This is a genomic window from Limisphaerales bacterium (assembly GCA_014382585.1).
Classification (GTDB): Bacteria; Verrucomicrobiota; Verrucomicrobiia; order Limisphaerales; family UBA1100; genus JACNJL01.
Genome location: JACNJL010000030.1, coordinates 86,927 through 100,534 on the forward strand (window position 1 = coordinate 86,927; position 13,608 = coordinate 100,534).

General features: G+C 59.8%; 9 protein-coding genes. 2 read left to right on the forward strand and 7 right to left on the reverse strand.

What is annotated here, in order from left to right; genetic code table 11:
- Nucleotides 1–70: 70 nt before the first annotated feature.
- Nucleotides 71–1,456, reverse strand: a complete 1,386-nt coding sequence (locus H8E27_05720) for a DUF1501 domain-containing protein (GenBank protein ID MBC8325105.1) — start codon at nucleotides 1,454–1,456, stop codon at nucleotides 71–73.
- A gap of 281 nt (nucleotides 1,457–1,737) precedes the next feature.
- On the opposite strand from H8E27_05720, the gene H8E27_05725 reads away from it, so the two are divergent.
- Entirely contained in the window at nucleotides 1,738–3,003 is a 1,266-nt protein-coding gene (locus H8E27_05725) for a molybdopterin-dependent oxidoreductase (protein ID MBC8325106.1), read from the forward strand.
- A 13-nt stretch (nucleotides 3,004–3,016) separates the two neighbouring features.
- Nucleotides 3,017–4,489, forward strand: a complete 1,473-nt coding sequence (locus H8E27_05730; protein MBC8325107.1) for a CRTAC1 family protein — start codon at nucleotides 3,017–3,019, stop codon at nucleotides 4,487–4,489.
- A gap of 41 nt (nucleotides 4,490–4,530) precedes the next feature.
- On the opposite strand, the gene H8E27_05735 is transcribed toward H8E27_05730, so the two are convergent.
- The 6 genes from H8E27_05735 to H8E27_05760 form a co-directional block, all read right to left on the reverse strand.
- Nucleotides 4,531–5,793, reverse strand: a complete 1,263-nt coding sequence (locus tag H8E27_05735; protein ID MBC8325108.1) for a hypothetical protein — start codon at nucleotides 5,791–5,793, stop codon at nucleotides 4,531–4,533.
- Between the two features lie 16 nt (nucleotides 5,794–5,809).
- Complete coding sequence (locus H8E27_05740) at nucleotides 5,810–7,075, reverse strand: hypothetical protein (protein MBC8325109.1); 1,266 nt, start codon at nucleotides 7,073–7,075, stop codon at nucleotides 5,810–5,812.
- A 15-nt stretch (nucleotides 7,076–7,090) separates the two neighbouring features.
- Nucleotides 7,091–8,380 carry a hypothetical protein gene (locus tag H8E27_05745; GenBank protein ID MBC8325110.1) on the reverse strand — a complete coding sequence of 430 codons (1,290 nt, stop codon included), beginning with the start codon at nucleotides 8,378–8,380 and terminating at the stop codon, nucleotides 7,091–7,093.
- A 625-nt stretch (nucleotides 8,381–9,005) separates the two neighbouring features.
- A complete protein-coding gene (tnpA, locus tag H8E27_05750; protein ID MBC8325111.1) occupies nucleotides 9,006–9,467 on the reverse strand; it encodes an IS200/IS605 family transposase in 462 nt (153 codons plus the stop codon).
- Nucleotides 9,468–9,790: 323 nt separating this feature from the next.
- A complete protein-coding gene (locus tag H8E27_05755; GenBank protein MBC8325112.1) occupies nucleotides 9,791–11,146 on the reverse strand; it encodes a DUF1552 domain-containing protein in 1,356 nt (451 codons plus the stop codon).
- A gap of 15 nt (nucleotides 11,147–11,161) precedes the next feature.
- Nucleotides 11,162–13,585 carry a DUF1592 domain-containing protein gene (locus H8E27_05760; GenBank protein MBC8325113.1) on the reverse strand — a complete coding sequence of 808 codons (2,424 nt, stop codon included), beginning with the start codon at nucleotides 13,583–13,585 and terminating at the stop codon, nucleotides 11,162–11,164.
- Nucleotides 13,586–13,608: the final 23 nt, after the last annotated feature.

A 13,608-nucleotide genomic window follows, 5' to 3' on the forward strand; every position in this document is an offset into this window, starting at 1 on the left:
GTCGGGAAAGGATGACGCGCCACAAGCGAGTGGCAACCAGAATCGCCCGCGTTTGTCCCTGCGAACAGTGTTAAAATAATTCTGAAATTGGCTGACCGCCTTCGGTGACGATGGGGATGGGGCGGCCTTGCGCGTTAGTCCAGTGGGAATTGAGATCGATGCCGAGGTGTTGGAAAACGGTGGCGGCAAGGTCGCTCGGGCCGACGCGACGGGTAGCGACGTCGTAGCCCTTGCGGTCGGTGCTGCCGATGACGCGGCCGTGGTTGAGACCGCCGCCGGCCATGACCATCGACATGACGCGCGCCCAATGGCCGCGTCCGGCGGTTTTGGTCATGACGGGGGATCGACCGAATTCGCCCATCATTATAATCAACGTGTCGTCGAGGAGGCCGCGTTGCTCAAGGTCGGTGACGATGGCATTCAAGGTGCGATCGACACGGGGCATTAGCGGCTTGAGCCCCTTCGTGATTCCGCCCCAACGAACTTCGTCGCCGTGATGGTCGAAATAGCCCCACGCGCCGCTGACGAGCACAAAGGTCGAGCCGGCTTCGACGAGGCGGCGAGCGAGCAGTGCCTTTTGGCCGATGCTATCGCGCCCATAAAAATCGCGCATCTTAACGGTCTCTTCATCGAGATTGAAAGCGCGCTTGGCGCGGCCGGAGAGAACCGTGTCGAGCGCTTGTTGCGTGTAATGATCGAGCTGCGCGACGGTAGGATTGTTGTCGAGATCACGATGCATACGATCGAGCTGACCAAGCAACGAGCCGCGTTCGCGAAGGCGCGTGGTGGAGAAGCCCTCAGGCAATGCAAGGCGGCCGGCCAGGTCTTTGCCTTTCACCGGCGCGAAATCTCCACCCAAGTGGCCGGCCTCCCAAACATCCGAACGCCACGAATCGGCGAGGCCCACAAAGGCCGGCATACCTGGATGATTCGGCCCGCGAAACTTTGCCGCGATGGAGCCCATAGAAGGATAGCCACCGCCATCCTTGCCGTCGTTGGTGCGGCGCGCCAGCGGATTGCCGGCCTGCATGGTGATTGGCGTGTGGTTGCTCGCGCTGCAATCCACTCCGCGCAAGAGGGTGAGCTTGTCCATTAGCTTGGCGGTCAACGGCAGATGCTCGCTTACGCGCACGCCGGGCAGCCGAGTGGGAATACTACCAAACGGCCCGCGGATTTCGCTGGGCGCATCAGGCTTGGGATCCCACATATCAATGTGGCTCGGCCCGCCTGACAGCCAAAACAGAATAACGTTTTTTTTGCGCTTCGGCTTACCCGCCTTCGCCGCTGCCGCACGCTGTTGCAACAGCATCGGCAATGAAAGTCCCGCCATACCAGTGAGCCCCGTTTGCAAAAACCACCGGCGCGAATTGACACGCAGCAAGTCGCCGCCCGCCGGACTAAAGAGAGGGGCAATCCCACTATCGGAGTGCTCGGATTGATTGCAATGCTCGCTCATTTTTCGATTGTGCACATATGATTCGTTTTCAGAAACCATCAATCCAGTTTCGAAAAACCCTGCTCACGCAATATTTAGAAGACACAAAAAAGCAAGATATTCAGCGCAAATGAAGATGCCCGAGCTAATAATCAGTTCCCTGTCCGTCGTCTGTTCCTCGGTCAATGGAGACAACTGGTTGTATTCACCGTCATTGGAACTGAACAATGTGATCGGCGAGCAAGTATCAATTCGAGTTGCGTGTGGAAGACCGGAAACTACAATTCCAGCCACTGATCCTGATGAAAACCACTCCCTTATCTCCTGAACTCTTTCAACAACACCGCGACGTAACGCGGCGTTTCTTTCTCCAACTGGGTACCGCGGGAGTGACGGCGATGGGCGGGCGGGCGTTGTTTGCCGATGAGGCTGCAGATGCCAAGTTGATTGCCGAGGCGGCGGCGGATTTGGAGTATCTGACGGTGGCGGCGGAATTCGGCACGGTGGAGCGGGGCAATCCGCTGCCGTACAAGCTGCCGCTGGAGAAACGGCTGGAGGTGGGGCTGGAGCGCAAGACGTGGAAGCTCGACGTGATGGCCGATCCGAAGAGCAACGCGCAGCTCGGCAACCCGCTCTCGCGCGCGGCCGGCAACGCGCTGGATTTTCCCACGCTGATGCAGCTGGCCGAGCGGCATTCGGTGAAATTCTTGAAAGTGATTTCCTGCCTGAACATGAGCAAGCCGCTGGGGATGGGCCTGTGGGAAGGCGTGCCGTTGCGAACGGTGTTGTGGCGCACGCAGCCCAAGGCGAATGTGCGCCGCGTGTTTTTTTACGGGCATCACAATGACGATCCGAAGCAGATGTTCCGCGGCTCGCTGCCGATCGGGCGGGTGCTGGAGGATCCGCCCGGCGATCTGCCGGTGATTCTGTGCTACAAGCTCAACGGCCAATGGCTCAGCGGCAAGCGCGGTGGGCCGGTGCGGATGATCATCCCTGAGGCGTACGGATTCAAAAACGTGAAGTGGCTTAAGAGTGTGGTGCTCACCAACGAACCGTTTGCCAATGACACCTACGCCGGCGGCAACAACGACGTCGATACGTGGATGAAATCCATGGCGCGGTTCATCTATCTGCCGCGCCGCGAAAAGGCCGGCGCGCCTGTGGCCGTCACTGGCATGGCGCAGGTGGGCGTGGGCGGCGTGAGCAACGTTCAGGTGTGCGTGCTGCCCCGCGGCAAAGCCTGGCCGGCTGAGGATCCGTACCTCACCAAGGCGCCATGGCGCGATGCGCAGCTGCTGCCGGCCCCGACGCATTGGGGCGAGGAATTGCCCGGCGGCAAACTGCCCGCGGGCGTTTCGAACTTCACCGATGCCGGCCGCCCCAAGCATTGGCCCCAACGTTACACGCTCGCGCACTGGGCCACGCTGTTGAAAGGCTTGAAGCCCGGCGAGTACGATGTGTATTGCCGGACCATTGACAACAAAGGCATCGCCCAGCCGCTGCCGCGTCCGTTTAAAAAATCCGGCCGCAATGCCATTTCAAAAGCGCAGCTGACGGTGGAGGGTTGAATTTGAAAGAAACATGAAAATGAAAAACAATCATTGGATTCGAGGGACGATTCTGCTCTCCGCCGCGTTGGTGTTGAGTCATGCAGTGCAGGCGCAGTTTCGGGATGTGAGCAAGGAGTGGGGGTTTGCCGGCGGAGGTAAGGCGGCATTTGGGGATTTTGATGGGGACGGGTTTGTGGATTTGTTTGCGGGCAAGCTGTGGCGCAACGTGGGCGGGAAAAAGTTTGTCGAGGCGAAGGAGAGCGGTGCGCCGGGGGGCGAGGTGATTTTCGCGGATTTTGATAATGACGGGCACTTGGACTTGTTTCAATTCACCGGCGGCGGGTCGCTGCATCGCAACACGGGCAATGGGAAGTTTGTGCCGGTGAAATTTCCCAAGCTGCCCACAGTGAACTCACGCGGGGCGGTTTGGCTGGACATCAACAATGACGCGCGGCTGGACCTCTTCGTGGGCGGCTACGAGATTTGGCAGAAGTCCGTGAACCCGGACGCGATTTTTCTGAACGGGCCGGACGGGTTCAAGGAGCACTGGCGCTCGGCGAAGGGCAACTACTCCGCGCGTGGCGTGACGGCGGCGGATTTTAATGAGGACGGGCACGTGGATGTGTTTGTTTCCAACTATCGCCTGCAGCCCAACCACCTGTGGCGCGGCGACGGCAAGGGCAAGCTGGAGAATGTCGCGGCGGCCTTTGGCGCGGCGGGCAAGCCCAAGGCGGTCATCAATTACACGGGCGGCATCCGGTACGGCATTAGCGGACACACCATCGGTTCGGCGTTCGGCGACCTCGACAACGACGGGCATCTCGACTTGTTCGTCGGCAACTTCAGTCATCCGCCGAAGGTGCAGGATCGCCCGGAGTTTCTGCGCAACCTCGGGCCGAAGGGCGGTTTTAAGTTTGAGGATAAATCCGCCGGCGCCGGCCTCGCGTGGCAGGAGTCCTTCGCCTCGCCCACACTCGGCGACTTCGATAACGATGGCGATCTCGACCTCTACTTCACCACCGTCTACGCCGTGGGCAGCTACGGCATCAAGAATTTCCCCGTGCTCTACGCCAACGACGGCAACTGGAAATTCCGCAACGTCACCGCGCCCGAGAAGGTCGGCGGACTTGGCGCCACCTATCAAGCCGCGTGGGGCGACATCGACAACGACGGCGACCTCGACCTCTGCACTGCCGGTAAAATATTCCTCAACGAAAACCGCAAGGGCAACTGGCTCACGCTCACCCTCGCCGGCGATGGCAAGACCATCAATCGCTCCGCCGTCGGCGCCATCGCGCGCATCAAACTCGGCGACAAGATTTTAACGCGCCACGTCGAGACCGGCACCGGCGAAGGCAACCAAAACGACCCCCGCCTTCACTTCGGCCTCGGCCTCCACAAGGCGCCCGTCACCATCGAAATCACCTGGCCCGGCGGCAGGAAAACAATGACGAAGGAGCTGGCGGTGAACCAACATCATCGAGTGGCGTTTGAGGCGAAGTAACGCCTACTTCTTAAAAATATCCGGACCCGCCACCGGTCTCATCAACGTTCGTATTTCGGGAAGATCGCGGGGGTGGGGAAGCGGTCTTGGTGGGTGGTGCGGGCGTCGTGGAGGTATTCATCACGAGGGACTTCGAGGATGGGCCAGCTGCTGGGGTGGATGCGCACGATTCTTCCGGGCCGGAAGCCTTCGGTAACAAGATCGGTTTGCAGGCTGATTTGGATGCCACTGCTTCCCAAGGGGACGTTTCCTTTCGCCTTGGTGATATTGGCTAAAATTCCTTTGCTCGCCATCTGGGCGGTTCCGGCGGTGCCGCTTGCCCAGTGTTTCAGGGTGTTCTCGGCGGAAGCGAGCATGGCGCGTTGGCCTTTTTTGAAATCGGCATAGAGCGAGGCATCCATGCCGCCGAAGAGCGTGGCAGTGACTGTTGCGTGGCCAAATTTACCGTACTCGACGGAATCAATCCAACCGGGCATCCAGCGGCTTTTGATGAATGCCTTGTGGGTTTCGGTTTGGGTTTCAGTGGCGCGTTCCATGGCGGCCTCGTCCAGCCAGATGTCTGAGATGTGAAACTGCATGAAGACGCCGCCGGGAGTGGGTTTCCAGGTGATGCCCAGCTGGACGGTTTGGTCTTCGAGGGTTCGCTTGCCGTTGGCTGGCCAGATTTTTTCGGCGATCAGGTCCTGTACGTTCAGGCGTTCGCGGCCTCGCCAAAAGCGGGTGGCGGCGTCAAAGGTCAACGTTTCCTCATGGGCCTGGCCGCCGCCTGCTTTGCGTTCGCGTCGGGCGGTGATGAAGCCGGCTTGGTTTTTGAGGGTGACTTCCTGGAGCTTCCAAACCAATCCATGCCGCTGGCAATGGCTGGGTTCGTCTTCGAGTAGCAGCACGTGGTTCTCGGCCGGGGCCGTGCCGATGCCGGCGTTGCCTAGTTTCTTTAAGCGGTTATCGATCGGCAGGACCGGCACGGAGGAAATCTTCGGGTCCGGCGGGAGAAAGGCATGCGCATACATGACCGTGCCCAACGGGATATCTCTGAGATCGGCCGGGGCTCCATGATAACGAACCGTGCCGTAGGGAAGCAGGGCGAAGGGCGATGGGCCGGTGAAGCGGAACCTGCCGTTTCCTTGGATCCGAATACTGCCGCGACGGTTGGGATGATCCACGAAGGTTAATTCGCCTCGGTAGGAATGGGCCTTTTCCAGCGGGGGGAATTTTCCAGGTTCAGGCCGGAACGGCGCGTCCTCAGCGAGCAGCGGGTTCAGGGGCGCAAGCAAAGCAACCAGGAGAGGGAGCGTGGGTTTCATGATGGGCTCCCTTGAGTCAGTATTTCGGGAAGATGGCCGGGGTGGGGAAGCGTTCTTCGGGGCTGTTGCCGCCGAGGTATTCCTCGCGGGGAATGTTGACGTTGGGCCAGTTCCAAGGGCGGACGCGGATAATGCGCCCGGGGCGAATGCCTTCGATGATGAGATCGGTCTTAAACTGGATCTGAATGCCGCTGCTGCCCAGAGGGATTTCGCCTTTTATTTTGGTGACCTCGAGGATGGGGCCTTTGCTCGCCATGTGCGCTGGGCTGTAGGCGCCGTGCGTGTGCTTGAGGTTGCTCTCCACGGCGTTCATCAGAGCGGGCGTGTTCTTCTTGAAATCGGCGTAGAGCGATTCGTCCATGCCGCCGAACAGGGTGGCGGTGACCGTGGCGGTCCCAAACTTGCCGTACTCCACCGCATCGATCCAGCCGGGCATCCAGCGCGTGCGAATGAAGGCCTTGTGGGTCTCGGTCTGGTTGCGGGCGGCGCGTTGCATGGCGACGTTGTCCAGCCAGATATCTGAGATATGGAAGCGGGTAAAGATGTTGCTCGCGGTGGGTTTCCAGGTGATGCCGAGTAGAACGGCTTGGTCACCGAGGGCTTTCTTGCCGCTGGCTGGCCAGATGCCCTCCGCGATGAGATCGGCGACCGCGAGCTTCTCGCGTCCGCGCCAGATGCGGGTGGCGGCATCGAAGGTTAAGGTTTCCTCTTCGCCTTTATTGCCGCCGATTTTGGCTTCGCGGCGAGCGATGATTTTCCCTGTGTTGAGCTTCAGTTCCACTTCCTGGAGCTTCCAAATTTTGCCTTCGCGTTGGCAGAAGCTGGGTTCGTCTTCCAACAGGATGAGATGGTTCTCGGCCGGGGCAATACCTTTGCCGCTGTAGCCGGCGGTCTTGTTCCGGTTGTTGACGGGGAAGACTGGCACAGAAGAGAGTTTGGGATCCGGCGGGAGAAAGCCCCGGGCATGGAGTACGGTGCCGATGGGGATGTCCCGCAAACCGGCCGGCGCGCCCTGATAGCGAATGACGCCGTAAGGCAACATGGCGAAGGGGTGCGGCGCGTTACGGAAGTAGGTGCCTGCGCCCTGGATCCGGAGACTGCCGCGGCGGTTGGCGTGGTCGACAAAGGTCAGTTCACCGCGGAAGCCATGCGCCTGAGCGAGCGAAGGGAATTGGCCCGGCTTGGGTCGAAAAGGTTGGTCTTCAGCGTGCGCGGGAAATGCCAGCACGAGCAGGCTCAAGGAGAGTGCGGCGAGTCTGCGGGCCAGTTGATGCGGAGCCATGGTCGATCCTAGGGGTTAATATTTCGGGAAGATGGCCGGTGTCGGGAACCGGTTTTCGGGGCTGTTGTTGAACAGATATTCCTCTCGGGGAATCTGCATCTTGGGCCAGCTTTGCGGGCGGATTCGGACCACTCTTCCGGGGCGAATGCCTTCGATGATGAGGTCGGTTTCAAACTGGATTTGGATGCCGCTGCTGCCCATGGGGATTGGTTTGGAAGTCCGGGTGACCTCAAGGATTTTGCCATTGGAGGCCACATGACCGGGACCATAGTGGCCGGCGGTGTGTTTCAAGGTGTTTTCGGCTCCATTGATTTGTCCCTCGACCCCTTTCTGAAAGTCGGCGTAAAGCGATGGATCCATGCCGCCGAACAGGGTGGCGGACACGGTGGCCCGCCCAAACTTGCCATACGCAATGTCATCGACCAGGGCGGGCATCCAACGGCTTCGGATAAAGCTTTTATGTTTCTCAGTCTGAAAATGGGCTGCGTGCGCGATGGAGGCGTCGTCCAGCCAGATGTCCGATATGTGGAAACGAGTGAAAGCGCCACTGAGGCCATCCCCGGGCGCCGGCTTCCAAGTGATGCCGAGCAGGACGGTTTGCCCTCCGAGATCTTTCTTCCCGTTTGTCGGCCAGTGTTTTTCGGCGATCAGATCCGAGATCCGAATGGACTCACGCCCGCGCCAGATTCGGGTGGCGGCGTCGAAGGTCATTTTTTCCGGTTCGCCCTTTTCAGTCTTGCCCGTTTTGGCTTCGCGGCTTGCCAAGATCATCCCCAGGTTGCCCTTGACCTCCACTTCGTTGAGCTTCCAGACCAAGCCGTTGCGTCTGCAATGGCTGGGTTCATCTTCGAGCAGGAGCACATGGTTTTCCGCGGGGAAAATGCCGGTACCCCGATAATGGCCGGCGTCCTTGTCCTTGTGATTCACCGGCAACACCGGCACGGCGGAGGTCTTGGGGTCCGGCGGCAGGAACCCATGAGCATGAAGAACAGTGCCCAGCGGAACATCACGAAGATCGGCCGGCGCGTCATGATAGCGGACAATCCCGTAGGGCAACATGGCAAACGGATGGGGATCGTTCCTGTAAAATTTGCCTGAACCCTCAACGCGAAGGCTGCCGCGACGATTGGCATGGTCCACGAAAACCAATTCGCCGCGGTAGGCGTGGGCCTTCTCCAGCGGTGGAAATTGCCCCGCCACGGGCCGGAACGGTTTTTCCTCGGCGGAAACAGGCACCGCCAAAAGGACCGCCCCGAGGCACAGCGCGATCAAGCACTTGGAGGACCCAAGCGTCTGTCTTTCCATTCCGAATGCGATCGCAAAGTGATGACCGCATGCAGCTGCGCTCGCGAGCCCGTTGAGGGATGTGGTCACCCGAAGCGCACACATTGACCGCACGCACCGAGTCGCGAAGCGACGACAGCGCATAGCTGCGGGCATCAGCCCGCAGATAACCGAGCAAAAAATCTTTAAGCCGCGAAGCGGCGACAGTGGTTGGGTGTTATTCTGCATTTCTCAGGATTGATTACTGCCGCTTGCTGCGGAAATTGGGGGCGTTTTGTGGAAATCTGAAGGCACGGGGGAAGGCCCGTATGTGTTGAGTCGCGAAGCGACGGCAGCAAATAGCTGCGGGCTATCAGCCCGCAGATTAGAGACCAACATTGTTTGCAAACCGCGAAGCGGTGGCAGCGAATGGGGATGCTGTCGCCGCTTCGCGGCTAACGTTTGATTTTGAGGGTGGAACCCACGGCTTCGCCGTGGGCTAAACGCTGCCTCCGCTAGCGCGGTTGAAAAAGTCGCACCCTGCCTGCGTTGCGCTTGCCTCGCCCTTGGGCAGGGTGCCCAACCCAGCTCGGCGTCCTGCGCTGCGTGCGCCTTGACTTGAGGCCGTTCGCTGCGTCTCGCGACGAAATTTCGTGAGAAATGCAGGCTATCCATTTTGTTCATTTTCAAACAGATGTTCTAATTGAAACTCGATGCCGTGACGTTGCAGGAAATCGATATACTCTTCCTGAAACGTCTGTGTCTGGTGATGCTCCTCCTGGTTCTGAATGTATTTCTGAACCGCTTCGACTCGATCCCCACTGACGGTGAATGCGCCATATCCTTTTTGCCATTCGAACCCGCCGATGTTCAACTCGTCATGCATCCATTTCGACGAACCCGATTTGAGGTCTCGAATTACATCCGCTACGGCAAGCGAAGACGACAAATTCGCAAGTAGGTGAACGTGATCTTCAACACCACCGATCTCGATCAGGTTTCCTTTTTTTGCGCGAAGCGTACCGCCCATGTATTTGTAGAGTCGTTCCTGGAACTCGCCCTTGATGGTTCGTTTCCGATACTTGGTTGCGAAAACGATATGGTATGTTAGATGTGTGAAGCTACCCATGGTTCGTTCGCTGTCGCCGCTTCGCGGCTATGTGTTTTTGGGGTTGGTGGTCTGCGGGTTGGCACCCGCAGCTATACGCTGACGTCGCTTCGCGACTAAATGCAGCTGCGACGCACAACGATGTGGAGTCCATTGCGCAGCTGTAGGCTGGCGTTGCTTTGCGAATGAATGCAGCGGCGGCGCACAACGATGTGGGTTCCATTCCGCAGCTATAGGCTGACGTCGCTTCGCGACTAAACACAGCGGTGATGAACAACGATTTGAGTTCGATGATGTTGAGGCTATCGAATGCTTGAAGCTTCGCGGCCTAACGGGGCGCTCGTTCATAGTGCCAATACTTTGTTGCTGTCGCCAAACTGGTCCGTTTCCACGCCCATCTTCTGGGCCATGAGAAGGAGGAGGTTGCTCATGTGGGCATCTGTGTTCGCGGGGCGACTGCAGAGGCGGTAGTGGTCGCCGGGCTTATCGAGAGTGTAGCCGTCGAAGTGGCCTTGGTTGAAATCGATGTGGCTACCGTGCTTCAGGCCGAGGTCCGTGCCGCCGGCGAGCACCAACGGCAGGTTGGCGTTGCCGTGGCTGTGGCCGTAGGACATGCCGCTGCCGAAGAGCGACATGGTTGAGCCGAGCAGCGATTTGCCATTCAGATCCTTGGTTTCCGACAGCCGCGTGAGGAAGTAGCCAAACTGCTCGATGGCGAAGGTGTCGTAGTTGGTCAGCTTCTCCATGTAGCCCTCATCGCCGCCGTGGTGGCTAAGTTGGTGGCGCGATTCGGTAATGCCAATTTCTGGAATGGCAAAAGCATCGCCTTCGCCACCGAGGCTGAAGGTGGCCACGCGGGTGACGTCCGTTTGAAAGGCGAGCACCATGAGGTCATAGACTGTGCGGAAATAATCGCCCGCCTGAGTTTTAGCGACGTCGCGATTGGTGCGTTGGCGATCCGCTGCGGAAATCTTGGGCAAGGGAGTATCAAGCCAGGCATCGGCGCGGCGGGTGCGAATCTCGGCTTCGCGCACGGAGGTCAGGTATTGGTCGAGGCGGCCCTTGTCGGCTGTGCCCATCTTCTGGGACAGCGCGCGCACCTCGGCGAGGTTGTCATCCAGCACGCTGGCCTTGCGGCGAAGGGCCTTCCGTTGGGCGGCAATGCCGCCTTTGGGTTCTTCAAAGAGGGAGGCAAAAATCTGTTTGCAGCGGCGCATGGCGGGAAGCTGAACGCCATCCGGCGTCCAGGCCAGAGAACCGCCGGTGAGCGCGATTTCCATGGAGGAATAGCGTGTGTGCTGGCCGCTGACCTGCGCCATTTGCTGATCCACCGAGATGGAGTTGCGATGCGCCGCGCCGATCTTGGCGCCGGTCAGGAAGATGTCGATGCAGTTGTGGTGATGCCCCAGGCTGCCGGGATGGTGCAGGCCGCTGACCGGCGTGATCACGTTGCGGAATTTCTCCAGAGGCTTGAGCGAACGGGAGAAGGTGTAGTCCTTGCCCGGCTTGGTGATCTGGTAATTCAGTGAATGCACGCCGTTGGCGAGGTACATAAAGGCGCTGCGGCGCGGCGTCTCAGTTTTCTCCTTGGCCTTGAGCGGGATCATGCATTCGAGCATCGGCAGGGCGATACACGTGCCCATGGCGCGGAGGGCGTGGCGGCGGTCGATTAGCCAGGATTGGGTCTGAAGGTTGCTCATGATCTTTTTTCTGGGTTAACGTTTTCGAATTAAATCGGATTGTGCCACGGCGCGGACGATGTCCCTGACGCGGTATTGGTTTTTCTTGGCCTCAGCGGCAATTAAATCGAGGTCATCGCGGTCGTCCACTGTCAGCACGCGGCGCAGCGCGTAGGTGCAAAGGTGCTCGATGAAGGCCCGGGCGATCGTGTCGCGCTCCTCGAGCAGCAGTTGTTTAAACTGAACCGAATCGGCAAACTTCCGGCCATTAGGCATCACACCGGAGGCATCGACTCGGGGATCTTTGCCCACGCCGGTGGGTACGTGCTCGTGGGTGCGCCATTGGCCGATGGCGTCGTATTGATCAAAGGCGAGCCCAAGCGGATCGATAGTGCGATGGCAGGCGGCGCAGTTGGCGTTCTGGGCGTGCGCCTCAATGCGTTGCCGGATGGTAATCTTATTGCCGGTGGGTGGCACGGGCTCGATGGGGTCGACATTGGCCGGCGGCGGCGGCGGGGTTTTGTTGAAAATCGTTTCGCTGATCCAAACACCGCGATGCACTGGGCGATGGCGGGTGCCGTCCGAAGTGAGGCCGAGCACGGCGCCCATCGTCAGTAAACCGCCCCGATGATCCTCGGGCTTGAGCGCCACGCGTTGGAAACCACCGATCTTCGGCTCGGGCAGACCGTAGAAATCGCAGAGCCGGGCGTTGGCCATCGTCCAGTTCGAATCAAGCAGGCTTTCGATGGCGAGGTTCTTGGTGAGCAGTTCGCGGAAATATTCGACCGGCTCATGGCGCATGCTGGTCTCCAGCCAATCGTCGTAGCCGGGGTAGAGTTTCTTGTCCGGCGGGAACATGCCCACGCGATGCAGCTGCAGCCATTGGCGCGAGAAGTCGTCGATGAAACGGTTGATCCGGTCATCCGAGAGCATTCGGTTAACGGTTTGTTTCAGGCCATCGCCTTGAAGGGCGCCTTCTTGGGCGGCGGTGAACAGCGCGTCATCGGGCATGGAACTCCAGAGGAAATAGGAAAGCCGCGAAGCCAGTTCCTGATCCGAGAGCCGCTCGCGGGGTTGGGGGGCGCCTTCCACGAGGTAAATGAAATGGCGGGATGTCAGCACCCCCTGCAAGGCGGTCCGATAGGCGGCGGCCGGTTTCTCGCCGTCCTTGATGGCCGCTTGGTAGGAGCCCAAATAATTCTTCAGCTCCTCCGGTTGCACGGCCCGGCGCCAGGCGCGTTCGGCAAAGCGTTGGAGGTGTTCGGCGACGACCTCGGCGGTGGCCTCCTCGGGCGGCAGCACGCCGTGGCGGCGGGATTTTTCCGCGTCGGTCACCAGCGGGCCTTCCCATTCCACCCAGTCCAGAATCACCGTGGAGAAAATGCCGTTGCCCTTGTCGTCAAACATCTGCGGCGCGTTGGGATTCAGGAGCAGCGTCTCGCTGCTGTGCGTGAAGATGTAGGCATCGCGGCTGGCAATGGCGTTGCGGAAGGCCGCGCCGCCGCGGCGGTCAATCACATCCGTGGCCACCACGGCGAAATGCAGCTGGGTCGGCATCTCCAGAAACACCTCGAGTTCATAAACCTGCGGTTTGTCTTCTGACGCCGTGATGTCCAGCTCGAGCAGGCCATTCACGGTTTCTTCGCTGGTGCGCGCGCCGATGCTCAAGTGAGCCGGCTGGCCGCCGGGCGGGCGGATGCCGCTCGCTTGCAGGCGGAGTTTGTAAAGCCCGCTATGTTCCGGGCCTGTCTTGCCCAGCCAATTGGAGGACAAGGCGGGTTGCACCCGGCCGGGAAAGAGCAGGTAACGCAGGGGCCGCTTGATGCCGAGCCGGTTGAGGGCCTCCTGTTGTTTCTGCCCGCCGCCATAGCGCAACTCCGCGGCCGTCTTGCGAACCTTGCGGGCCTCGCCGGTTGTGGCGGGGAAGGCGCGGTCCAGTACGATTTCGGCTGCGCGATAGTAACGATCCATATGCGAGGGCGAAAGCGAGAGCTGCGAACCGATGCGCTCGTAGCCGTGCCAGAGCGTGTCTTCGTTCAACTCACCCGGCTTGGCCGGATCGTAGCGCACGCCGAGCAGATCGTAGACGGTGTTCTGGTATTCCTGCCGGCTGAGTCGGTAATGCGCCACCGCCGGTCGCGCGGCCATGCGCGCAGCGCGGCCTTCACGGATGCGGGCATCCAGTAGGCCGATCACCTTACCGATTTCATCAGCGGTCGGTTGCGGTTCATCTTCCGGCGGCATTTCGCCGGCATTGATTTTCTCCACGACCTCGGCCCAGACCTGACCGTCCACGCCGGATTTGAAGTCGCGCGACAATTGATCCAACCGCAAATCGCCCTTGGACTTCTTGGGACCGTGACAAGCGATGCAGTGCTTTTGAAAAAACCCATCAAACGGCTCGGCCGCTTGGCTGAGGGCCGCGAGTGTGAAAAGAAAAATGGCGGCCGTGATCCGCATGCAAGGTCAGGCTAACCCACCAA

Coding starts and splice junctions, on each gene's coding strand:
- H8E27_05720 (MBC8325105.1), bottom strand. CDS start 1,456: ATGAGCGAGCATTGCAATCAATCCGAGCACTCCGATAGTGGGATTGCC.
- H8E27_05725 (MBC8325106.1), top strand. CDS start 1,738: ATGAAAACCACTCCCTTATCTCCTGAACTCTTTCAACAACACCGCGAC.
- H8E27_05730 (MBC8325107.1), top strand. CDS start 3,017: ATGAAAATGAAAAACAATCATTGGATTCGAGGGACGATTCTGCTCTCC.
- H8E27_05735 (MBC8325108.1), bottom strand. CDS start 5,793: ATGAAACCCACGCTCCCTCTCCTGGTTGCTTTGCTTGCGCCCCTGAAC.
- H8E27_05740 (MBC8325109.1), bottom strand. CDS start 7,075: ATGGCTCCGCATCAACTGGCCCGCAGACTCGCCGCACTCTCCTTGAGC.
- H8E27_05745 (MBC8325110.1), bottom strand. CDS start 8,380: ATGGAAAGACAGACGCTTGGGTCCTCCAAGTGCTTGATCGCGCTGTGC.
- tnpA (MBC8325111.1), bottom strand. CDS start 9,467: ATGGGTAGCTTCACACATCTAACATACCATATCGTTTTCGCAACCAAG.
- H8E27_05755 (MBC8325112.1), bottom strand. CDS start 11,146: ATGAGCAACCTTCAGACCCAATCCTGGCTAATCGACCGCCGCCACGCC.
- H8E27_05760 (MBC8325113.1), bottom strand. CDS start 13,585: ATGCGGATCACGGCCGCCATTTTTCTTTTCACACTCGCGGCCCTCAGC.